Below are 24,094 nucleotides of genomic sequence, written 5' to 3'. Positions count from 1 at the left end.
ACTACACCAAATAAACTTTATTTTACAGTTAATCTTACACCTCTAGAATGGCTAGTAAACTCTGGTGCATACATGCTTTGTATGGTTGTAATTCCGTTACTAAAACTACCAGCATTGTTAACTCTTAAGTCATATTCAAAAACAAAAATCCCTTTAGGTAAATAATCAAAAAAGAAGTTTGTGGCCGCATCTTTAGTGCTTTCATAATAACTTAAATTATCTTGATATTTGTAACTAGAAATTACATTTATTGGCTCTAAACCAGCAGCTCTCATATCTTTCATGTGAATAAATTCCATATTTCTATCAGAAGATAATTCTATTCTAACAGTAATTAAATCACCAACTTTTAATTGACTATTATCTTTAATTTCAATTAACTCTTTTCCTCTGTCAGAATTCACTTTCAAAAATAATTTCTTAGACAACTTAAGAGGAGTGTTTGCTGCACTAATTTTATCTAAGTCTTCAAAATATTGCCAATACAAACCAGCCCAAGCAATACCTTTATTCTTTTTACTAATAGTTACAGTACCCATTTCTTTTGTAATTTCTTTACCAGACCAAGAAGTTTTAAAATAACCTGTGCCAGCTTCTATTTTTGCGTTCTCTAACTTTGTTGGTTCAATTTTATGTTCACCAATTTTAATAGTAACTAACTCTTCGTTATTGTAAGCCCAATCGTTTCCGTTTAAAAGTAAAGCGTAAATTGCTTCGGATGTTGCCTTGGTTGTTTTCCAGCTATTGGTTTGCTTATTTTTTAACAGCCATACTTTTAATTTGTCGATTGTTTTGGTGTTATTTCCTAATTCGGAAAAAACTTCTACCATTAAAGCTTGTGTTTCAACAGGTGCTTGATAAAAATAATAACCGCTATTATTAGATTTCCAATACATACCTAATTCATCTGAAGTAATAGCATTTTCTTTTAATGAATTTAAAATTTTAATTGCTGATGTTTTTTCATTTGTTCTAAATAGATTTAATGCAATTTGCCCTTTAGCATATAAATTAAACTCTGTCCAATATTTTTTTGATTGTTCTTGATAATAATTAACAGCTTCTTTTAAAGGTGTATTTTTAGCTAAATTTTGATAAAAACTTCGCATGTACAAATACTGAATTGTAGTATAATCTAAATGATTTTTTTCTAAATAATTTTTATATGCTTTTTCACCTGCAGATTTATTTTTAGATTTTCTCTTTAATTTATCGGCATTTTCTAAAAGTGTTTTGTGTTTCTTTACAACTTGCCTGTCTAAATAATTAACAGCAGCGTTAATCATTTTTTTTGTATCTGTGTTAAACTGAGCTACACCTAGTTTTTCTAAATGCCCAAAACCAGTTGCAATATGAAGTGTAATGTAATTATTCTCATATTCTCCGCCTTTAAACCACGGAAAACCACCAGAACTCTTTTGCATATCTTTTAGTTTTGCAATTGCTCTTTCTTGCTCGTTTTTCATTTTATTCAAATCGAATAACAATGCAATCCTTTTTTTCTGTTCAGACTCAGATTGTGCATCTCTTAACCAAGGTGTTTCTTGAATAATTAATGATTTTAATTCTTCATTCTTCTCTAAGTTGCTGAGCAACGCATCAGAAGATTTCCATAGATTAAACACTTCTTGAATTTTAGGATTTGAATTTGCAATAAAACTAGCCAAAGTATTTGCATAAAATCTAGAGAAAGTTTGCTCTGAACACTCATACGGATATTCCATTAAATATGGCAGAGATTGAATTGCATACCAAACTGGGTTAGAGGTTACTTCTAATGTTAATTTATGATTTTTTAAAGTTGTAGAATTATTTTCTCTTAATTTCTTTAAGGTAAACGTTTTGTTTTCATTAGAATTTACCCAAATTGGTAATGTTTCTGTAACCAGTTTTCTGTTAGATAAAACTGGCAATACTTGTTGTTCTCCGTCTGAAAAAGAACCGGCTTTCGCTACAATTTTATACTGAACAGCTTGCACAGTTTCAGGAATAAAAATTTTCCAAGAAACATTTGTGTTACCATCTTTAGCAACTGTAAAGTTTTTATTTGCACCAATGTTTTGCATTAAAACATCTATTTTTTTATTAGTAATAGCATCTGTTAACTCAAGTTGTGCAATACCGTTTAAGGTATTGTTTGTTAGGTTGGTAATTTTAGCGCTTAAAGTAATTGTGTCTTTTTGTCTTAAAAATCTTGGTGCATTTGGTATTACCATTACTTCTTTTTGAGTAACAGTTTGCATACTTTTTACAGCATATTTTAAGTCTTTGGTATGTGCTAACAATTGCAGTTTCCAGCGAGTTAACGCTTCTGGCATTGTAAAGGTAAAACTGACTTTTCCCTCTTTATCAGTTTTTAACTGCGGATAAAAAAATGCAGTTTCTTTAAAATTTTTACGCGCTTTAATTTGAGATAAATCTGCAACAGCATTTGTAGTTATAATTATAACACCATTATTTCCTTTCGAGCCATACAAAGCAACTGCTTCAGAATCTTTTAAAACTTGATAACTACTGATGTTTTCAGTTTTTAATGATTCTAAAACATCTAAAGTACTAATCTTACCATCAATTATAATTAATGGTTTTTCATTCGAGTTTAAAGAAGAATTTCCTCTAATTCTTATTGTTTTATTATCATCAGCAATATTTATTCCTGCGGCTTTTCCGCTTAAAACAGTTGTTATTTCGGCTTCTTCTTGTGGTACGCTTATCGAACCTGTTCTATCGGATGCTTTTCTTTTTTGAGTACCATAACCTGTAACAACTATTTCATCTAATACTGTTAGATCTGGAATTAACTGAACATTTAATCTAGAAAAATCTTCTACTTTAACCTCTACACTTTGATAACCAATATATCTGATAGATATGATATCATTTTTTTTAACATCAATTGTAAAGTTACCTTCAAAACCCGTGTTTACGCCTTTTGTTTTATTTTTGATAAGAATTGAAACTCCTGGTAAAGGTTCGTTATTTTCATCAGTAATAAAACCAGAAATTGTACCATTAAACAAGCCAAACTTTGTTATTTTAATCTTATTTGAATTTAGCTTTTGTCTAATTTGTCTTAAATAACTGTTGTTTAGCCAAGAATTATTATTCAAACTAAACCCAAACCAGTTATAGGTGATGTCCTTTATACTCGGAAAATTTAAATACCTGTTTCTATTATTTGTTACGTTAAAATTATTTATACCAAAGCTTAAGTTTGCATTACTAGATTTATATGAGTAATATTTTTTAGTAGCTTTTATCGGATTAAAATACCAATTGTGTGTTTTAAATTCGTCTAAAGAAGCATCGTACATAGAAGCTAATAATTCTGCAGCAACTTTATCTTTTTTATCATTTTTGATGGTAAAACTCCATGTTTCTTCTTGTCCGGGTCTTAGTTTATCTCTAAAAACATTTGTTTCAATTTCAATATTACTTTTAGGTTTATCTGAAACATTTACAAGAAAACTTCCGCTTTTAAAGTAATTAAAATTTACAAAATGATATTTAATAGCAAAACCACCAATATCTTCTTTGTTTACAGGGATTTTAACCGTTTTTGTAGTGTTTTTTAGATGGATTAATCTTGTATCTACAATTTTGTAATTCTTTTCTATTTGTACAATAATTGTAATGTCTTTAGAAGCAGAACCAATTTTTAAGTTTACAGTTTCACCTTCTTTATACGAGTTTTTATCGGTATTAATTACAAACAATTTATTGTCTGCAACTTGTTTTTCTGATGTCGAAAATACCGAAAAATTAACTTCATCTTTTACTTTTTTACCAAACTTATCTTTGGTTTCTAAAACAGCAATGTATTTACCAGATTCCCATTTTTTAAGATTTGATATTTTTAATTCTTTAGAATTTTTAGTGTTGAATTTTTTAGAAAAAGTTAATGCTCCTTTTTGCCAATTGGCAACATCATCTTCTTTATTTGAGTAAGGATCATTAGGAAACAATCTTTTAAATTCTTCTTTAGAAATTTGCTGATAATCTGGTTCTTGCCAAGGTCTATTTCTTAAAGGAGCTTTTGGTGCTTGTAATTTGTATATTTTTAAAGTTCCTTGAGTAGCAGTAAACTGATTGTTTAAGTTATTGGTTTCAATATTAATTATTGTTTTCTGCTGATTCTTATCAATATTACTATCCATAGAAATAGAAGCCAATAAACTATGATAACCAACTTTTACAGTGGTTGTGGCACTTCTAGTTTCTCCATTAATATCAGTTACGTCTGCAGTAATTTGATAGGTGAAAATTGGTAAATTTTCTTCAGAAGTACTTTTATCTGGTATTGCTTTAAATTTGATAGAGAAATTTCCAGAACTATCTGTAACTACTTCTCCGTTAGAGATTTCTTGTGATTCTGAGCTGTTGTAAGGCCTTCTCCAAGAATACCAAGACGGAAATTGTGTTTTTCTTAGTACTCTATAAACAACATTTGCATCGGTAATATTTGCGCCAGAAAAAGCTTTTGCAAAACCATTAACCACAATCGAATCATTAATTTTAAAACTTTCTGTTATTGGCTTAAACTCAGTTTTAAATTTTGGTCTTTTGTATTCTTCTACTGCAATATTTGTGTATGCGCCATTAAAACGTACGTTTTTAGTGCTGATTGAATTTGCCTTAACATGAATTTTATAATTACCTGTTAAACCGTTATTTGGCAATAGAAATTCACCAGCAACACTGCCAAAATTATTTAATTCTAAAGTTTGAGTTTTTACAATTTGGTTGTTTACATCTTTTAAACTTATTTCTATCGTTTTATTATTTACAACCTTTGAAATTTTATTTTCATTCTGAGTGAAAATAGTTTTAAAATAAACAATTTGTCCGGGTCTGTAAATACTTCTATCCGTAAAAATAAAAGCCTTAATATCAATATAATCATTCTTATTGTTTACATTATTATTTGCTCTATTGTATAAATATGAAGAACCAAAAGTTGCCGCATCATCTTTGGTTTGAACTTTAATTTGAACGTTATTATATCTGCTATTGCTTTTAAAAGTTGCAAATCCTTGCTTATCTGTAACTAAGGTTTTGTTGATATATGAACCGTAATTACGTCTAGTGTTTTGTAAATTTATTTTTGCATTTTCAATAGGTTTTCCTGTATTTCGATCTAAAACTTGATAATTGTAAGAGTTATTAAAAGTATTGCTTACCAAAGTTAAATCAGTAACTTGTATTACAGTAGAAGCATGAATAAAATTGGTTTCTATGTCTCTTTTTTCTGATGCAATAATTAAATATTTACCACCATCAAATTTAGGAACAATAGTTTCTGTGCTGTGTTGTAAAAAGTCAGATTCATTTTTTAAATTACTTATCCACGTTTTTACCTTTGATAGTTTTGAAAGAAAGTTTTTTTTCTTTTGGATATCATAAATATCATTAAATGAGCTCAATTCACTTTCAGAGACTTTGTAAGCCGAAAAGTAAAGTTTATTTAGGTTTTTGTTTAATACTAAAAATCTAGAATTAGACTGAATTGGAATAAATTCTTCGGAAGTTATGTTTAAAGATGAATTTAAAATATTTACTTTTAATACTTTGCATTTTTTTGCAGCTAAACTTTCTGGAAACTTTAAAATAGTTTGGTTACACAACTCTAAAGCTTCTTTGTTTTTAAATTGATTTTCTTTTTTTTGAGTATCCTTATAATGCAATGCTTTTTCATTAAAAATCTGTGCTATTTCAAAAGCATATAAACCACTAGATTCGTGTAAACTATTATTTTGTTTACTAGTTTGAAATGTTTTTAAAAGTTCTGCTCTACTATTTTTAAAAGTTCCGTTACTTTCTACAAATTTTAATCTTTCGATATCAATATGCGCTAGTGCATTTTTTTGATTTTTTTCTGAATGTAATTGTATCAATTTTTGATACAATTTTAAAGCATGAAATTGATTTGAAATACTATCTTTTGATTTGATTTCTAAAGAAGAGAAAATCTGTGAATTTTTAATGAAATCTGGATTGCTTATTTCGAATTTATAGGAAGGTTTATGAATTGAATTTTCGCTTGTATTATAAAATTTTAGTGCAGAATTCGCTAAAAAATCGAATAGAGATGGTTTAAATTGAATAGTTTCATCATCTATATTTAAGATATCATTATAATCTGTGATTTTTATTTCTAAAAGTTGCGTGTCATTTTGTAAAGAATTATCAAAATGAAATTGTATTTCTTTAAAAATTGAAGCTAAATCCCAAGTTCTAAAGTCTTTTAAATTGGCTTTTTCTTTAGTAGCAGTTCTATTGTAAAATTTATATCTATTTTGTTTAAAATATTGCCAATATAAATTCCCTAAAATATTTTCTAGAATGTTTTTTGTAGGAAATGTTTGATGTGCAATTTGTGCTTTAAATTGATTTATAACCTTTAACTGTGCATTTTCTTCTAAAGTAAGAGAAAATTTACTTTTGTAAAACAGCGATTTAATTAATTGCGGTGAATTATTTTCTTTTGCAGCTTTGTTATATATTTTATCGACAATTTTTAAAGCTGATTTAGGTAAATCATCCAACTCAAATTTTTCGACATTTAACCATAATTCGTTAAAATTATCTTGAGAATTAACAGTCGTAGAAATCAAAAATATTGAAAATAAAGTTGTTATAATTTTTTTCATAGTTAAATTGTTTGCACCTAAAATAAGTGTAAATTTTACTGAAACTAAAACGTATTTTACTAAAGTGGTACTTTTTGCAAGTAAAAGTAACTTTTCGATTAGTTTCGCAATAAATATAATTAATAATGTAAAGAGCTTTTGTACTTTTACTTTTTAAAATTTTGTTAAATGAATATTCATTTTATTGCCATCGGTGGTAGCGCAATGCACAATCTTGCAATAGCATTATACCAAAAAGGATACCAAGTTTCTGGAAGTGATGATACAATACACGATCCGTCTAAATCTAGGTTAGAAAAATATGGTCTATTACCAAAAGAATTTGGTTGGTTTCCAGAAAAAATAACAAAAGAATTAGATGTTATTATTTTAGGGATGCATGCTAAAAAAGATAATTTAGAATTATTAAAAGCTCAAGAGTTAGGTTTGAAAATTTATTCTTATCCTGAATTTTTATATGAGCAATCTAAAAATAAAACAAGGGTTGTTATTGGTGGATCTCATGGTAAAACAACGATAACTTCTATGATTTTACATGTTTTAAATTATCATGAAAGGCAGGTAGATTATATGGTTGGTGCACAATTAGAAGGTTTTGAAACGATGGTGCATTTAACAGAAAAAAATGATTTTATTGTTTTAGAAGGAGATGAATATTTAAGTTCTCCTATAGATATGCGTCCTAAATTTCATTTATACAAGCCTAATATTGCGTTGTTAAGTGGTATTGCTTGGGATCATATTAATGTATTTCCAACTTTTGAAAATTATAAAGATCAGTTTCAAATTTTTACTGATTCTATGGTTAATGGAGGAAGTATGGTATACAATATTGAAGATGATAACGTAAAAGATGTTGTAGAGTCTTCTGAAAATCATATAAAAAAATATCCATATGAAACTCCGAAACATTTTATAGAAAATGGTATTACTTTTCTAGAAACAGAAGAAGGAGATTTACCTTTAGAAATTTTCGGAAATCATAATTTACAAAACTTAGCAGGTGCAAAATGGATTTGCCAACACATGGGTGTTGATGAAGATGATTTTTATGAAGCAATTGCTAGTTTTAAAGGAGCAAGTAAGCGTTTAGAAAAAATTGCAGAAAATAATTCTTCTGTAATCTTTAAAGATTTTGCTCATAGTCCTAGTAAAGTTGCTGCAACTACAAAAGCTGTTAAAGTTCAATATTCTAATAGAACAGTTTTAGCATGTTTAGAATTGCATACATATTCGAGTTTAAATGCTGAGTTTTTGTCTGAATATAAAGGAGCATTAGATGCTGCTGATAAAGCAGTTGTATTTTACTCACCAAATGCAGTAAAAATTAAACAGTTAGAAGAAGTAACTTCTGCGCAAATAGCAAATGCCTTCGAAAGGGAAGATTTAGTTATTTACACTAATCCTTCAGCTTTTAAAGAGTTTTTGTTTAATCAGAATTTAGAAAAAACAGCAGTGGTGTTAATGAGTTCTGGCAATTATGGTGGCTTAGATTTTGATGAAGTTAAGAATTTGATTTAGATTTTGTAAGGTTTAGTTGTTTTAAATAGAAGTTTAAATTTTTTAATCTTCTAAATGTGTATTTACTATATTCTTTATCTGTAAATGAATATTGTAAAATTTTTAATTTATCTTTTAATCTGACAAGTGAGTCTATATATTTAATTTTTCTTAATTCAGATTTTGAATTTTCAATTGTTTTTAAATAAGAGTCAACGTATTTTTTAGCATCAGAATTCTTAGTGTATTTTAAGGACTTAGGCTCATTTAGAAGTAAATGAGCACATGCTTTATAATTATTTAGATACTTTTTAATCTTGGAATTTGATATCCCTAAATCTAAAGAATCCTGTGTCTTATTAGCAAGTAAAAAACTATCATAAATGTTTCTTAAAGCCAAAGATTTAGAATAATATAAGTTGTCATTTATTTGTTTTTGTAGAATTGTAATCAATAATTGGTTTTCAAATGAAGCTACATTACATTTTTCTGATTTAAATGATTTATTTTTTAAAGCTTGATAATTTAAAAGTGAAGTGTAAGGTTTTTTTAAAACTTTGTTATGTACTTCTACGGCTGCAATCCTCCCATTTTTAGTCATTTTTGGATAGTGCCAATGAAAATCCATATAAGTTTCATTTTTACTATAATATTTATCGGTTTTTAAAATTGAAACAGCTTTATTAAAATTATCTTTTGAAACAATAAAATCAATATCACCAACCATTCTTTCTGCAATATCGGTATACAAACCTTCTAGTAAATTTCCGGTTCCTTTTAAGAAAATTGGCGTAATATCATTTGCAAGTAAAAGACTATTAATTTCTTTAGCTTGTTCTATAATTTGTTTGTTTCTTTCCCTGTTTAAATCGGTTATATGAACCATGTAATTTACCAATTCCTCTGGTAAATATTGTAATAGATTCACTCTTTTTAGATTGCAATACAATGCAGGGAAAACAAAATGTTGCGTACTTACTTTAACAACAGAATCCCAATCTATTTCAGTGTTTTTTAATGAATCCTCAATTTCGATTCGGTTCTTTTCTTCTAATGTTATTGTTAAACATTTGGCTACAAAAAAGAGTGTTTCTTTATAGTTCATTCTCAAAAATTTTAGAAACTGTATTTATCATTTTTTTATTATCAGAATATGTAATTTGATAACAATTTAAGTTCGAAAACCAGTCTAAAAATAATTCAGAGTTTTCTTTTATTGGCGAAAGCCAAGAATCTGGTACCAATTGCTGAAAAGCTTCAATCTTAGAAATTTTACTAAAAGAGATATCACTATCTTTTTCATATTTAATAAATACTAAATCTTTACAAGGTAAATGTGCCAAAAAATTACTGTTCTTTGGCTCTAAGTAGCGAACTATTTTATTAAGTCTTTTAAAATGATATTCTGCAGAGTTTTCTAATTCCGGATAAAAAGGGAGTAGTGTTTTTAAGCTGTTTTTTTTGATTGAAATTGATGCAGGAAAACTAAAAACTTCATTTTTTTCTATATCGATTGGCACAAAATCATCAGCTAAACAAGTGTAACCGTTTGCTTGTAATAAAGCTAACGAAGTACTTTTACCGTTACCCGAGTCTCCTAAAAACAATATAGTTTTTTTACCGTTAGAAACAGCAGAGGCGTGAAAAACACCCATCCATTCATTTTCTTTTTTCTGATGGATTTTTTGAATTAATTCCATTGAAAATTTCCCTTGAAAATAATGAACCTCTTTTTTGTTCCAAGCACCAATAAAGTTGTTGTCAACATAAAAAAAGATAAAACTATTATTTAGAAAGACTGTAAATGTAGTGTGTATTTTATCTGAAATGGTAGTTTCTAAATGCGCAAATTTAGGATGAACTAGATACAGTTCAAATTCTGAGTTGAATTCAATTTTATAAACTTCATTATTTATTTTATAATACTTTGTGAACTCGAAAGAAGTTGGTTTCGTAATATCTCTATAATCGTTAACAATTGTATTATTAATTATAGATTTATTGGCATAAATTTTCTTTTCAAGGTCTAAAATAAAATCTATTGTTTTATCCAAAGGCACCTGTAGTTTTTTAGCTAATGCAGTTGCTATTTCTTTCACAGAAATTCCTTTACTTAATCGTTTTAAAATATCTGCTGTTGTATTCTCTAATACTAGATATTCGTTACTATTTTTAAACCAAACAATTGTTTTGTCTTCTATGGTTTTAAGTAATAATTCAGATTTATTTTTCATGAAAAATAAATGTAGGTAATTTCTAAATGATATTCAATAAAAAACGCCTCAATATAATTGAAGCGTTTTAATTGTTTTAAAATTTCAGATTAAAATCCTACTCCAGGTTTTTCTGGACTTTGTGCTTGCGCTTTTTGAGGATTTAAAATCATGTAAGTTCCTAAGGCAGTTAAAGCAGTATATTTACCATAATTACCTATTTTTTTAATAGCTTCTTTACGAGTAATTTTTGTTTCGTTTTTTTTCATGGTTAAATGTTTTATCTCTAAAGAATTATTCTAAAATTATCTTTTTATTAATGCTATTTGAAAGTGTTTCTAATTTTACAATATATACACCACTCGTTAAATTTGGTAGTGCAACATTTTTTGTATCAACAATGTTTAGCTCTTTCTTTAAAACATTTTTACCTAAGATATTAAAAATTGAAATGTTTACTTTTTCATTATTAAACCCTGTTAATTTTAAGTTAGTATTGCTTGTTTGAAAAATTGAAATATTACTAACTAATACATTTTCTACATTTAGAGATTCGTTTGTCTTTGTATGAATAAAAAAACGATCATCAGTATTATTAGTTTTAACAGTAGCAATATAATTAGAAGAAGTATCTAGTAGCGTAAATGTGCCTTTTAACCTATCTTCTAAGTAAATGTTATGTTCTTTTGGTAAATTAATTCCGTTTGCAGAAAATGTAATTTCTGAATCAGCAGGCGCATTAACACCAACAGGAATAACCATGGAATCAAAATTGGATTTTGGTAAAGTTTGAATTGCTAATTTTTGATTGCTTTCTTCTGATACTAATTTGGTGTATACTGTAAAAGAATCACCGGCACCTGTAAAAATTGAACTATCATAACCGTTGTCAAAACCTGTTGTTTTTTCAGCATAATAATAGATAGAAGTATTTGAGGTTTTGCCATTGTTTGTAATACTTAAATTAATCTCTGGTCTTAAATTTTCTAATTTATTAAATGTTCCTGTTGTTTGATGACTTTGATCTGCTTGTTTAAACTTAAAATCACCACCAGTACTGCTAGACTTTACAAAGAAACTTTGTGCCGGAGCTATGTATAGAGATGGTCTTTGATTTGTTCCGGTTCCTACAGTCGTAGTTTGGTTAACTGTAATATAAGAAGCAGTAGTTTTATCCCAAATCCAAAGTGTTTCCTCTTCTAATACTCCAGAATTTTCTGATAATAAATTAGTTGAATTTGCGGCAGTATTAAAAGGTAAATATGCAGGATAAGGATTTCCTACCAAGTTAAAAGCATTTCCTGAAGTGGCTGTTTTGTCTGTAACTGTAATTGAAACATCAGAAGTAGGTGCATCACCTTTAAATCCTAAGTTTCCTTTCGCAGTATCAGTATTAAAAGCAGAATTTGGTAAAACGCTGTATCCTTTACCTTGTTCCATTGTTAAAACTGCGCTTGTATTGGCAACATCAACTTCTGCTTTAGAATAATAATCCCAACGAAGATTAGAATCTGATTGAGAATTATCGTAAAATGCGATTCCGTAGTTTGTTGCACTTTGTTGCAAAGCATTAAAAACAGCAAAGTTTCCACCTCCGGTGTTACCATCTATTAATTCTCCGACGGTAGGAGAAGAGATTAAGCTCCATTCAGATGTATCGTCAATAAAAGTTTCTGTAAAATAGAAAAAAGAATTATCATCTATAGAAGTATAACTTCCATTTAAAATTAAGGTTGCAGCATCTAAAGTTTTTGATGCAGTTACTTTAGATTCTAAATACAAAGAGCTTCCTGCATTAACTGTAACATTTCCATATACAGTTAAACTTCCAGATAATACAGATAATCCGTCAGTATCAGAAATAGAAATATTTCCTGCTTCAGCATTAGTAGATGTGCTAATTTCAGGTGCATTAGTCATTAAATCCGGAATTGTAACTAAAGAACTAGAATTAGGAACGCCATTATCCCAATTTAATGGGTCAATCCATGAAGAACTTATAGCACCTAACCAATTTGTGGTTAATATTGTAAAAGATTCTTTAGAAATAGGTAAAGTAGCTTCTCCATCTCCAGTGTTGTGTATCCAATTATCTTTATCTATCATAAGATTAAAATAATTTGAATACGATGCTTCTGTAGATCTTGAACCATTATAAAATCCTCCGTCAGGACTACTAACAGGATTAAATTCCAAAAAATTAACTCCAGCAGTTAAACCAGTACCAGTTAATTCTGCACTTAAAGTTCCATTTTTTAAACCTGTTAAATAAGTAGTTGGTGTATCTTTATCTGTCCCTAAGTAAACAAAAACTGCTTCACCACTTCCAGACCAATTAAAAGATCCACTTTTTTCTATAGTTCCTTTCGAAACCCCTAATAAAGGGTTTAATGTGGCATCAACATCTGTAAATACTGTGATACTTCCAGATTTTATAATATTGCTTCCAGTGTTCCAAGTTATAAAACCAGAGCCATCTTTTATATATATTATTGTATTTGGAGAAAGATCTACTAAGTTAACTAAAGAAAAATCTGTATCTCCGTCTGCATTAAATGCTGTGAAAGCAATATCACCAGTAGTTTGAGAATTTACAGAATTAACTGTAAATACTGTTAAAATAAAAAGGCAGAAAACCTTTAAAAAGTACTTTTGTTTCATATCGTTAGTTTTTAGGTAGTCTAAGATACAAAAAAAATAAAGCTATTACTAGTGTTTAGTATTTGTTAACAATATGTTAAAATTAGAAAGATTGTAGTTTTCTAATTTTTACGCCAAAAGAAAGGTGTAAATAGTATTAAAACAGTAAACAATTCTAACCTACCAATTAACATTAAAAAAGAACAAAACCATTTTGCAGAGTTGGTTAAATGAGCAAAATTATCTACAGGACTTACAGAACCTATTGCAGGCCCAATATTTCCTAAAGAAGATGCTGCAGCACCAATTGCAGACATAAAATCTAAACCTAATAATGTTAAGATTACAGAAGATATGATAAAAATTAACATATAAATTATAAAGAAAGATAGTATGTTAAAAACAATGGTTTGGTTTACTGTTTTTCCATCGTATCTCACTGGTATGATGGCATTAGGATGTAATGCTTTTTTAAATTCTAAAAAGCTATTTTTAAGCATGACAATATGTCTTACAACCTTTACACCACCACTTGTAGAACCAGCAGAACCACCTGTAAAAAATAGTGCAAAAAAGATTCCGGTTGCAAAAAAGTTCCACATTGTAAAATCAGCAGAAACAAAACCTGTTGTAGTTACTACGGATATAACCATAAATAAAGAATGTCTAATAGCACTTTCTGTTTCTCCTAAAACTTTTGGATGCGCTAATACAGATTCTAAATTAGGATCTTGAAAGAATATAATAATGATTGCAATTATTGCAGAGACACCTAAAGATCCAAATAAATAATACTTAAATTCTTCACTTTTAAATACACGTTGCATTTTTCCTTTTAAAGCGAAATAAGTCAATACAAAATTTGTACCTGCAACAAACATAAAAAAGATGATAATGTATTGTATTAAAGGTTTTCCGTTATAAAATGCGATGCTATCAGATTTTGTAGAAAAACCACCAGTACTCATTGTTGCCATTGCATGGTTAATTGCATCAAACCATGTCATGCCAGCAAATTTCAATAAAAAGAATTCTAATAATGTTAATATTACATAGATTAAATATAATCTTTTAGCTGTATCTGTAATTCTTGGATGTAATTTATCTGCTGATGGACCTGGAGCTTCTGCCATAAATAATTGCATACCACCAATACCTAAAAGTGGTAAAATAGCAATTGTTAAAACAATAATTCCCATTCCACCAATCCAATGTGTTGCACTTCGCCAAAAAAGAATTCCTTTTGGCATGTTATCAATATCGGTTAAAATTGAAGAACCAGTTGTAGAATATCCAGAAATTGTTTCAAAAAAAGCATCAGAAATACTTGGTATTGCTCCGGAAAGTAAATATGGTAACATTCCTGTAAAAGATAGAATTAGCCAACCAAGTGTTACAATTAAATAACCTTCTTTTTTCTGAATATTAGTGTTTGTGGGTTTGTTAAAAAAGTAAAGTAAACTACCAATAAAGGTTGTTATAATACCTGCATTTAAAATTCCCCATTTTTCTATTTCATCATTAAAAATACTAAACGGAACCGTTAAAAACATAAACAGACCATTAAGTATTGCTGTAATACCTAAAAAACGATAAATTATTTTTGTGTTTAAATTTCCCATTTATCTAAATAGGCTTTCTACAGTGTTAATTGCTTCTGGCAAACAGAAAACAATCACTTTATCTCCGCTTTGAATTTGCATTTCACCAAAAGACATATATGGCTTACCATTTCTAATTAAACCACCAAAAACCGCATCTCTAGGAAAATTTAAATCCTTAATAGGTTTTTCTGTAACTTTAGCATTCGGCTGAACTTCAAACTCAAAAATTTCAGCATCTATATTGTGTAAATTTGCAGATGCAAGTATTTCTCCTTTTCTAATATGCCTAAAAATATTACTTGCAGCAATTAGTTTTTTATTGATTAAAGATTCGATACCAATGGTTTGAGAAATCTCGATATAATCCATGTTTTCTACCAAAGCAATAGTTTTTTTAACACCTTTAGACTTTGCTACTAAACAAGACATAATATTGGTTTCAGAATTACCCGTTACTGCAATAAAAGCATCGGTTTCTCTAATATTTTCTTCTTCCAGTAATTCTAAATCTCTACCATCACCATGAATTACTAAGACGTTTTCTAATTCTTCAGCTAAATTTTCTGCTTTTTCTCTGCTTTCTTCAATTAGTTTGATGTTAAAACTATCTTGACAAAGGTTTCTTGCAGTTTTTTGACCAATACTACTTCCTCCAAGAATTATAACATTTTTGATATCGAATTTTTTCTTTCCTATAATCGGATATAAATCCTTCATATTATAACTTGGTACAGAAAAATAAACTTGATCGTTAAGTTGATATTTTGTATCTCCTCTAGGGATAATAGTTTGTGCAACATTATCTCTTTTAATAGCAATAGTTATAAAATCGATATTGCTAAATTTCTGTTTAGCTTCTTTTACAGTTAAATCTACCAATGGAGATTTGTAAGATAAAGAAGTACCCATTACATTAAATAAACCACTTTCAAACTCTACTGTATCGTTAAAAGAAGACTGTTTAAGCAACATTTTTATTTCATTTGCAGCTAATTCTTGCGGCGAAATCATAAAATCTAAACCAAACTCTTTAAAGTTTACTTCACATTCATTTAAAAATTCTGGGTTGTCTATTCTAGCAATTGTTTTTTTAACACCTAAAGATTTACCGATTACAGAAATTGTAAAATTGGTATTCTGACTTTCTGTAACAGCAATTAACAAATCAGCAGAATTTATACCAATTTCTTTTAAAAGTTTTATAGAAGTTGCGTCACCTTTTTTGGTAATTACGTCTAAATGATTGTTAATATAATTTAGTTTTTCTCCATCAAAATCTATGATATAAGTATCTTGAGATTCGTAAGAAAGTAATTTTGCTAAATGAAAGCCAACATCTCCAGCTCCAGCTATAATAATCTTCATATGTAAAAATAGATAGAATATAAGTTGCAAAGATACGAAAGTCTGCAAATTGTTTTTTTAAAATTGAATTTTCTTTTCAACCATTTAAAAAGCATTACCAAATCGGTTAAACCTAACTTAAATCTGATTTTGTATTTTTATAAAAAAAAGCGTGGAAAAATTGACTATTAAATCTTGGGCATTAGACGATAGACCAAGAGAAAAATTGATTGCTAAAGGTAAAACATCATTATCTGATGCAGAACTTATAGCTATTTTAATAGGTTCTGGAAACAGAAACGAAAGTGCTGTGGCTTTATCTAAAAGAATTTTAAAATCGATAGATGGTAACATAAACCAACTAGCGAAACTTTCTTTAGAAAAATTAATGGAATTTAAAGGCATCGGAGAAGCAAAAGCAATTAGTATAATTACAGCTTTAGAATTGGGTAAAAGAAGACAATTAGAAGTTGCCTTAGAAAAGCCAAAAATAACTAGTAGTAAAGATGCTTCTTTAGTTTTACAAAGTATTATTGGCGATTTAGAACATGAAGAATTTTGGGTGCTGTTTTTAAATAATTCTAACAAAGTTATTGCAAAAACGCAAGTAAGTAAAGGTGGTTTAACGGCAACAGTTGTAGATGTTCGGTTGTTATTTAAAAGAGCTTTAGAATTGGCTTGTGTGGCAATTATTGTGGCACATAATCATCCATCAGGTAAATTACAACCAAGTAATGCAGATAAACAACTTACTAAAAAGATTAAAGATGCAGGTTTTACTTTAGATATTAAACTTTTAGATCATTTGATAATTACCCAAAAAGATTATTTTAGCTTTGCAGACGAAGGAATTTTATAGAATTTACAATTAATTAAAACTTCTATACCCATAAATGATATTAGTTTACACACATAAAATAACACCAAGAGTTCGTTACATTTTTAAGCATGTTTTAACTAGAACGCTTTTAATTTCTGTTGATTTTACAACAAAAGTAGAAGAATTTGTGGCACATAGTGGACCCAAATTAACATACACAAAAACGCCTTTAGGAAACGAGTTTTTTATAAAAAGTAACGATTTGTTGTTTGAACAAGGTGTAAACGATTTAGATATTAATATTCAAAAATGGGACAATACTCCGTGTTTTTTTGGTGCCGGAAGTAAATCAGCAATTCCTTTTGATATTTTTGCGGCAAGTTTTTATTTAATATCGCGTTACGAAGAATATTTACCGCACGTAAAAGACATGCATGGTCGTTATACAGCAACAGAAAGTTTAGCATACAAAAACGGATTTTTGGAAAAACCGGTTGTAGATATTTGGGCATATAAGTTGTTAGAAAAGTTAAAAGAAAAATTTCCAGATTACGATTACAAAACAAGATCTTACAAATATTTATCTACTATAGATATTGATAATGCATTTGCCTATAAATATAAAAATTTTGTTAGAACCTTTGGTGGCTTTTTTAATGATTTATTTAAACTTCGTTTGATAAGTGTTTGGTACAGATTTGCAGTTTCTTTAAATATTAAGAAAGATCCTTTTGATAATTTTCAAAAGATTTTAGATATTAAAAAAGCATCGGATATTAGAACCATCTTTTTTTGTTCAATAGGAGATTATACAACGTTTGATACCAATGTATCTGCATCTAAAAACAAATACAGATTGCTTATAAAAGATTTGGTAGATTATGCTAGAGTTGGTTTACATCCATCTTATTTTACAATGCAAAATCCTGGGTTGCTAAAAAAAGAAAAAGAAAGATTAGAATCTATAACCAACATGCCGGTTATAAGATCTAGACAACATTATTTACGTTTTAATTTACCAGAAACGTATCAGCAATTGATAGATTTAGAAGTTCAAGAAGATTATTCTATGGGATATGCGAGTAATGTTGGTTTTAGAGCGAGTACCTGTACACCATATTATTTTTACGATTTAGATTTCGAAATTCAAACTCCTTTAAAGGTATTTCCTTTTGCTTTGATGGATACAACTTTAAACGACTATTTAAAAATAACACCCAAACAATCTCTTGGAAAAATTAGAGATTTAAGAAATGAAGTAAAAGCTGTAAACGGAACCTTTATAACCTTATTTCATAATGAAAGTTTAAGCAATCATTTAAGATGGAAAGGTTGGAAAAGATTGTACGAATCTATGGTTAAAATAGCAACTTCTTAGGATGATTAAGCTTATCTCAAGAAAAAATATCAAAATTGATAAATATGATGATTGTATTAAAAATTCAATTCAGTCTAGAATTTATGCGTTTTCTTGGTACTTAGATACTGTTTCTAAAAATTGGAGTGTTTTAGTCTTAAACGATTATGAAGCAGTTTTACCAATTTCTTGGCAGCGTAAATTGTTCTTTAAACTTGGTAACCAACCTTATTTTAGTCAGCAATTAGGAGTTTTTTCTAAGGATTTAATTTCGAAAGAAATACAAAAAGAATTTTTAAGTCAAATTCCGATTCATTTTTTTAAAGTTGTTATTCATTTTAATTCTCAGAATTATTCTACAGAAAACACAATTACATTAAAAAATTACAAACTAACCTTAAATACTGATTATGTTTCTTTTAAAAAGAATTTTTCTAAAGGAAGAAAACACGCAATTAAAGTAGGTGAGAAGGCATCACTTTATGTAAAAGAAACCACTATAGTTGAGTTGATTAAAATACACAAAGATAATTATTCATATAAAATTCCGTATAAAGTATTAACAGCATTGTCTAATGTTATTTTACGAAATCGAAAAGGATTTTTATTAGGTATTTTTAAAGACGAGCAACTTTTAGGAGGTGCACTTTTTACAGATCATAATAACAGAATTACCTATTTATTTGCCGCTTTTACAGTAAAAGGAAAAACGTTACAAGCATCTAGTTTTTTACTTTCAGAGGTTATTAAAAAATATCAAAATAGCAACCTAATACTAGATTTTGAAGGCGGTAATATGTCAAGTATTGCTAAATTCTATCGAAGTTTTGGCGCGGAAGAAGAAAACTATTTTGCATTTAAAAGAACTCTCTTGTAAAGTTTTTTAAAGCAAATAAAAGAGAACAAGCCAGTTAGCCACATTAAAATAGCAGAAGTTATGGCAGCACCTTTAATGCCGTATTTTGGTATCAAATAATAATTGCTAATTATATTTATTACAAGCGCAATACTAGCAATATAATAGTTAATATGTGCTTTTCCAATAGACGAAAGTAGGTTGCCAAATAAACCTCTTAAAATAAATATACCAGAAATTCCAAGCATTAAAATAAAGAAAGTTGTTTGGTATTTGATAAAGCTTTCATCTAAAAGACTTAGTAAAAAACTACCAAAAAAATAACTAAACATAATTAATAAGAAACTTAATATAGTAAACAGTTGTATATAGCTTTTTATGTACGTTCTTATATAATTTTTGTCTAATATTTTTTCTGTAAAAGCAACAAAATCAGTATTGATGAAAACTCTTGGTAGAAATAATAAACTAAAAGGTATAATAGAAACATATCTATAATTTGTTACCATTTCTGCATCGTTTATTAAGTAACCAATTAATAAAATATCAATAGCAAAAAGTAATTGTGTAACAACGTTAGATAAACTAGCAAAGAAGCCGTATCGCCAGAATTGAAAATTTAATTCTGAAACTATTTTTATTTTAGTTGCTTTAATTTTTATCTTTTTGATAAAAAATAAAGACGCCAAAACAGGTGCCAACAATAAAGAAATTACATAACCATTTTCTTGATAATAAAAGGTTAAAACGGTAATTAGAATTAAGAAGATTAGACTGTATAAAAACTCGGAATATGCATAGCTTTTATTGTCGTGATTTAGTCTTAACTGCGTTTTAATAATTTCAAAAAGAAAAGCCGGAATTAATAAAAACGATAAAATAATTATGAAAAATTGTGCTTTTTCAAATTGATAAGAAATAAAAAAGCTAGTAATTATAATGATACTTATTAAAACTAGACACGAAATTAATCCGTATTTTAAAACATATAAAAAAATATGATTTTTATCTTCTGTATTATTGTTTAATGCACTAAATCTTAGTAAACTTTGATGCAAGCCTAAACCGCTAATTGGCAAAATAAATAGAATAACATTATAAGAAAAAAGTAATACACCTAAATCTTGATTATCTATAAATTGTAAAGCTACCCAAGATGCAGCTAAAGATAAAATCTTGGCAAAAATTGTTGCCAAAAACACATAACTGCCTGAGCGTTTTAAAAAATTTAATATGTACGTTTTAATTAAGTTCAGTGTAATTTATTTTAATGCTTTAAAATATAATTTTTCAAACTCTAGCGCAATTTTATTTTCAGAGAAATTATCGATAACAAAATTGTGCATTTTTTGTTTATTAAGTGTTTTGGTTTTGAAACTTTTTTCAAAAAGTATAATACTTTTTAATAATTCTTCTTGATTATTTTTTTGGATTAGTTTACCAAAATCTTCTGGAAAATATTCTTTTATTCCGCCAACATTGGTAGAAATTACAGGTACACCACAAGAAAAAGATTCTAAAATTACACATGGTAGATTTTCATAATTACTAAACAAAGCAAACAAATCACTGTTCTGTAATCTATTTGCAATTTCTTTATGAGGAATTTGATCAATAAATGTTACATTATTCAGGTTGATATCAATTTTATTAGCAAAAGAGATGTATTTACTAGAATTTTCACCAATTATTTCAACCTTAAAATTGGCTAATTTAGTTTCTAGTTTTTTGATCACTTGTAGTAAACCTTCAATGTTTTTATGTCGATTAACCATATTAGAAATATGCGAGATTGTAAAAACCGAATTTTTAGATTCTGAAGGAACAAACAAATTTGTATCAACAACATTGGGTACTCTTTTGTAATTTCCATCGAAACCCAACTGTTGCATTGCTTCTTTTAAATTGTTAGAAACTGGGCAAATAAATGCTGCATTTTTAGCAATTTTTTTACTGCTAAACTTCTCAATAAAAGAAATGTTTTTTGATAAAGGTAAATGATAACCTGTAAAATGTTCAGAAATAATAAATGGTTTCTTTTGAGTTTTTTTTAGATACAAACTAAAAATACCAAAAGGATATAATTTATTTAAATGTACAACATCAAAATCACCAATATTTTTTAATAAAGAAAGAAAAGCTTTTCTATATAAAAGTAGCTTATTTAAAGGGTTTTTCGTCTTTTTTATATAGGCAATATGTATATCTAATTCGTCTTTTTGTTCTGAAACTATTTCTATTTTTTGTGTACAATTTTCATCAGAAATTATATGTAAAACTGTTACTTTATGTTTTTTTGAAACAGCTTTAGCATGTCTTTCTATAAAATCGCCATTAGTTGGCAAGACTCTAGAAGGAAACCAGCCACAAAGAAATAATATATGTAGTTTTTTACTCAAAAAAAATAATTTATTATTACAAATATAACAACTTAATGTGCTTATAGTTTATTTATAATCTTTACTTTTAAAGGATGAAAATAGAACACGTATTTTTCGACTTAGATCACACGCTTTGGGATTTTGATAAAAACTCTGGTTTAACCTTTGAGAAAATTTTTAAATTAAACAATGTAAATATAAAAATTGATGATTTTTTAATAATCTATATGCCTGTTAATTTAGAGTATTGGCGACTTTACAGAGATGAAAAAGTAACCAAAGAAGCACTTAGATATAATAGGTTAAAAAAGTCTTTTGATAAATTGAATTTTGAAATTTCTGATGCATTGATTGATAAATTAGCTATCGATTACATAGATAATTTATCAAGTTTTAATCACTTATTCGAAGGAACTTTCGAAATTTTAGACTATCTAAAGAGTAAATATCAGTTGCATATCATTACAAACGGATTTGACGAAGTTCAAATGAAGAAAATGAAAAGTTCAAAAATTATTGATTATTTTGATGCGATTGTTACTTCTGATTCTGTTGGCGTAAAAAAACCGAATCCGAAAGTATTTAATTTTGCACTAAAAAAAGCCAACGCAACTGCAGAAAACTCGGTTATGATTGGCGATAGTTTAGAAGCAGATATTAACGGTGCTTTAAATGTAGGTTTTAAGGCTATTCATTGTGTTTTTAATGATGAAACAGCAACAGATAAGAATGTTACTTCTGTGGCTAATTTACTTGAGATTAAGCAATATTTATAAGGATTTAAGCGTTTGTAATTTGTAAAATATTTAAGATGAAAAAAAATATAATAATAAAAATGCTTTTGTGTTTTGTTTTAATATTTGGGTGCTCAGAAGCTGTGGATTTCGACCAGATAGAAGATTATACATTAAAACCTTCTTATGCTTTATCATTAACCTATTTTACAATTTCGCCAAATAATTTTGTACCAATTCCTGGCGCTCCACCAATTACAGAAATTTCAGAAAAATCTGATGTTAAAATATTTGAAACAAGTTTTATAAGACAAAATTTAGTACAATTGTATTTCGATTTTGAAATTACAAATAGATTCAACAGAGATTTTACGGTAGAAATTTCGCTGTTAGATGAAAATGACAATCTTATTTATCAGTTAAACGATTTAAATGTAGCTGCAAATAATTTAGAATTCAAACAAACAGAAATTTTAAATATAGAATCAAATCCAACGGTTAGAAATTTTACTAGAGTAGAGGTAAAGTTAAGTTTAGATGATAAAACAACGCCTATAATTGCATCTGATGTTGGTGAAATCATATTTAATTCTGCAGCAACAATACATTTAGAAGCGCCTTTATAAAATGAAAACAAAACTATTTTACTTAGTATTTATCTTTTGCATTGGTGTTTACGGTCAAAATAAACAAGTATTGTATGACTTTGCAGGTTTACCGCAAACACTACTCTTAAATCCTGGTTTAGAAACTAATTATAAATACCATATTGGTGTACCTATGCTTTCTGGTTTTTCATCAGAAATTGGCTCAACTGGTTTTACAGTTTCAGATTTATTTGCTGCTGATAATAGAGATATTACAGATAAAGTTACAGCCGTTTTAGCGAATATATCTACTAGTGATTTTTTAAGTATAAACGCCAAAATCGACGTGCTAAATATTGGTTATAGGTTAGATGATAAAACATATTTAAGTGGTGGTTTTTATAATGAAGTAGACGGAATTGGTTATTTACCTAAAGACGGAATTACACTTATAAACGAAGGTAATGCTGCGTATTTAAACAAAAGTTTTAGTGCATCTCAAATTCTTTACAAACTTGATTATCTGGGTGTAATTCATGCAGGAATTACTAGAAAAATAGATGATAATTTGACTGTAGGTGGTCGTTTTAAGATCTATTCGTCTTCGTTAAGTGTAGAATCTACAAATAACACAGGTACTTTTACTTCTAACCTTGGTAATAATAATATTTATGTGCATTATTTAGAAAATATAGATATAAATTTTAGAACTTCTGGTTTGATTAAAGACAATGAATACATTAATGATGCGAGTACATACATTGGTAATACTTTTTTTGGCGGAAATATGGGCGTTGGATTAGATTTCGGATTGTCTTATAACTTTTCTCCGCAATTACAGTTTTCTGCAAGTTTATTAGATATTGGTTTTATAAATCATACTAAAAACATTAAAAATACCATAACAAAAGGAAGTTTTACTTTCGAAGGTATTGCTTTTGATTATGATACAAACAATACAAATTATTGGCAGAATTTGAATGATGATTTTGAAGAACAATTGCCAACAGAAGAAAATCAAGATTCTTATATCTCATGGAGACCTGCCAAATTTAATGCAGCAATTAAATATAGTTTTGGTGAAAAAAGAAGCAAATATTGCTATGATGACACTTATAAAGATTTCTTTACCGATGCTTTTGGTGCGCAATTATATTCAGTTTTTAGACCTTTACGTCAGCAATTCGCTTTTACAGGTTTTTATGAAAAATCCTTTTCAAATAAACTACATGCAAAACTAACATATACTGTCGACGATTTTTCATATTCGAATATTGGCTTTGGACTTTCTACCCAAATATGGAAAATTAATTTCTATGGATTAGTAGATAATATCACAGAATTATCTGATATTTCTTCTGCAAATAATGTTTCTTTACAATTCGGTTTTAACCTTTTATTTAATTAA

The 24,094-nt window shown here is 28.0% G+C and carries 16 protein-coding genes; 7 read left to right on the top strand and 9 right to left on the bottom strand.

The genetic code is table 11. The annotated features are described in order from the left end of the window. Positions 1-17: 17 nt before the first annotated feature. Positions 18-6,650 (bottom strand): MG2 domain-containing protein, encoded by a 6,633-nt coding sequence (locus B5464_RS02625; RefSeq protein WP_079737065.1) that lies wholly within the window; start codon positions 6,648-6,650, stop codon positions 18-20. Between the two features lie 168 nt (positions 6,651-6,818). Here B5464_RS02625 and B5464_RS02620 point away from each other — a divergent pair, with 168 nt between their 5' ends. Next, the gene (locus tag B5464_RS02620) at positions 6,819-8,171 is read left to right on the top strand and encodes a UDP-N-acetylmuramate--L-alanine ligase (protein WP_079737064.1); all 1,353 of its coding nucleotides are present in this window, start codon (positions 6,819-6,821) and stop codon (positions 8,169-8,171) included. On the opposite strand, the gene B5464_RS02615 is transcribed toward B5464_RS02620, so the two are convergent. The 6 genes from B5464_RS02615 to trkA form a co-directional block, all read right to left on the bottom strand. Beyond that, positions 8,155-9,255 carry a nucleotidyltransferase family protein gene (locus B5464_RS02615; RefSeq protein WP_079737063.1) on the bottom strand — a complete coding sequence of 367 codons (1,101 nt, stop codon included), beginning with the start codon at positions 9,253-9,255 and terminating at the stop codon, positions 8,155-8,157. The two genes, B5464_RS02620 and B5464_RS02615, sit on opposite strands and share 17 nt — an antisense overlap. Next, positions 9,245-10,384: a hypothetical protein gene (locus B5464_RS02610; RefSeq protein WP_079737062.1), complete on the bottom strand. Its 1,140-nt coding sequence runs from the start codon at positions 10,382-10,384 to the stop codon at positions 9,245-9,247. The genes B5464_RS02615 and B5464_RS02610 overlap by 11 nt, the downstream gene beginning before the upstream one ends. Positions 10,385-10,473: 89 nt before the next feature. Then, entirely contained in the window at positions 10,474-10,632 is a 159-nt protein-coding gene (locus tag B5464_RS14425) for a hypothetical protein (RefSeq protein ID WP_172830847.1), read from the bottom strand. Between the two features lie 25 nt (positions 10,633-10,657). Beyond that, positions 10,658-13,024, bottom strand: a complete 2,367-nt coding sequence (locus tag B5464_RS02605; protein WP_079737061.1) for a T9SS type A sorting domain-containing protein — start codon at positions 13,022-13,024, stop codon at positions 10,658-10,660. 101 nt (positions 13,025-13,125) lie between these two features. Then, the gene (locus B5464_RS02600; RefSeq protein WP_079737060.1) at positions 13,126-14,625 is read right to left on the bottom strand and encodes a TrkH family potassium uptake protein; all 1,500 of its coding nucleotides are present in this window, start codon (positions 14,623-14,625) and stop codon (positions 13,126-13,128) included. Further along, the gene (gene trkA / locus B5464_RS02595) at positions 14,626-15,972 is read right to left on the bottom strand and encodes a Trk system potassium transporter TrkA (protein ID WP_077809855.1); all 1,347 of its coding nucleotides are present in this window, start codon (positions 15,970-15,972) and stop codon (positions 14,626-14,628) included. It lies immediately after the preceding gene. Between the two features lie 151 nt (positions 15,973-16,123). Between trkA and radC the strand changes: the two genes are divergently transcribed. Genes radC through B5464_RS02580 form a run of 3 tightly spaced genes read left to right on the top strand, consistent with a single transcriptional unit; the run spans position 16,124 to position 19,005 of the window. Continuing rightward, positions 16,124-16,810, top strand: coding sequence for a DNA repair protein RadC (radC, locus tag B5464_RS02590; RefSeq protein WP_077809854.1), 687 nt, complete (start codon positions 16,124-16,126; stop codon positions 16,808-16,810). A 34-nt stretch (positions 16,811-16,844) separates the two neighbouring features. After that, positions 16,845-18,149 carry a polysaccharide deacetylase family protein gene (locus B5464_RS02585; RefSeq protein ID WP_079737059.1) on the top strand — a complete coding sequence of 435 codons (1,305 nt, stop codon included), beginning with the start codon at positions 16,845-16,847 and terminating at the stop codon, positions 18,147-18,149. Position 18,150: 1 nt separating this feature from the next. Further along, positions 18,151-19,005, top strand: coding sequence for a hypothetical protein (locus tag B5464_RS02580; protein ID WP_079737058.1), 855 nt, complete (start codon positions 18,151-18,153; stop codon positions 19,003-19,005). Here the strand turns inward: B5464_RS02580 and B5464_RS02575 are convergent. Further along, positions 18,975-20,219 carry a polysaccharide biosynthesis C-terminal domain-containing protein gene (locus tag B5464_RS02575; RefSeq protein ID WP_302849549.1) on the bottom strand — a complete coding sequence of 415 codons (1,245 nt, stop codon included), beginning with the start codon at positions 20,217-20,219 and terminating at the stop codon, positions 18,975-18,977. The two genes, B5464_RS02580 and B5464_RS02575, sit on opposite strands and share 31 nt — an antisense overlap. A gap of 27 nt (positions 20,220-20,246) precedes the next feature. Then, the gene (locus B5464_RS02570; RefSeq protein ID WP_079737056.1) at positions 20,247-21,383 is read right to left on the bottom strand and encodes a glycosyltransferase family 4 protein; all 1,137 of its coding nucleotides are present in this window, start codon (positions 21,381-21,383) and stop codon (positions 20,247-20,249) included. A 74-nt stretch (positions 21,384-21,457) separates the two neighbouring features. Here B5464_RS02570 and B5464_RS02565 point away from each other — a divergent pair, with 74 nt between their 5' ends. The 3 genes from B5464_RS02565 to B5464_RS02555 are packed head-to-tail and all read left to right on the top strand — an operon-like array spanning position 21,458 to position 24,094. Further along, positions 21,458-22,141, top strand: coding sequence for a YjjG family noncanonical pyrimidine nucleotidase (locus B5464_RS02565; RefSeq protein ID WP_079737055.1), 684 nt, complete (start codon positions 21,458-21,460; stop codon positions 22,139-22,141). 35 nt (positions 22,142-22,176) lie between these two features. After that, complete coding sequence (locus B5464_RS02560; protein ID WP_079737054.1) at positions 22,177-22,725, top strand: hypothetical protein; 549 nt, start codon at positions 22,177-22,179, stop codon at positions 22,723-22,725. Between the two features lies 1 nt (position 22,726). After that, positions 22,727-24,094 carry a DUF5723 family protein gene (locus tag B5464_RS02555; protein WP_079737053.1) on the top strand — a complete coding sequence of 456 codons (1,368 nt, stop codon included), beginning with the start codon at positions 22,727-22,729 and terminating at the stop codon, positions 24,092-24,094.

Origin of the sequence: Polaribacter sp. KT 15, from assembly GCF_900143115.1 — a bacterium.
In the GTDB taxonomy this organism is placed as follows: domain Bacteria; phylum Bacteroidota; class Bacteroidia; order Flavobacteriales; family Flavobacteriaceae; genus Polaribacter; species Polaribacter marinaquae.
Note: the sequence above shows the minus strand (reverse complement) of the source record. Positions and strands in the feature narration are given on the sequence as shown.

Coding starts and splice junctions, on each gene's coding strand:
- B5464_RS02625 (WP_079737065.1), bottom strand. CDS start 6,650: ATGAAAAAAATTATAACAACTTTATTTTCAATATTTTTGATTTCTACG.
- B5464_RS02620 (WP_079737064.1), top strand. CDS start 6,819: ATGAATATTCATTTTATTGCCATCGGTGGTAGCGCAATGCACAATCTT.
- B5464_RS02615 (WP_079737063.1), bottom strand. CDS start 9,255: ATGAACTATAAAGAAACACTCTTTTTTGTAGCCAAATGTTTAACAATA.
- B5464_RS02610 (WP_079737062.1), bottom strand. CDS start 10,384: ATGAAAAATAAATCTGAATTATTACTTAAAACCATAGAAGACAAAACA.
- B5464_RS14425 (WP_172830847.1), bottom strand. CDS start 10,632: ATGAAAAAAAACGAAACAAAAATTACTCGTAAAGAAGCTATTAAAAAA.
- B5464_RS02605 (WP_079737061.1), bottom strand. CDS start 13,024: ATGAAACAAAAGTACTTTTTAAAGGTTTTCTGCCTTTTTATTTTAACA.
- B5464_RS02600 (WP_079737060.1), bottom strand. CDS start 14,625: ATGGGAAATTTAAACACAAAAATAATTTATCGTTTTTTAGGTATTACA.
- trkA (WP_077809855.1), bottom strand. CDS start 15,972: ATGAAGATTATTATAGCTGGAGCTGGAGATGTTGGCTTTCATTTAGCA.
- B5464_RS02585 (WP_079737059.1), top strand. CDS start 16,845: ATGATATTAGTTTACACACATAAAATAACACCAAGAGTTCGTTACATT.
- B5464_RS02580 (WP_079737058.1), top strand. CDS start 18,151: ATGATTAAGCTTATCTCAAGAAAAAATATCAAAATTGATAAATATGAT.
- B5464_RS02565 (WP_079737055.1), top strand. CDS start 21,458: ATGAAAATAGAACACGTATTTTTCGACTTAGATCACACGCTTTGGGAT.
- B5464_RS02560 (WP_079737054.1), top strand. CDS start 22,177: ATGAAAAAAAATATAATAATAAAAATGCTTTTGTGTTTTGTTTTAATA.
- B5464_RS02555 (WP_079737053.1), top strand. CDS start 22,727: ATGAAAACAAAACTATTTTACTTAGTATTTATCTTTTGCATTGGTGTT.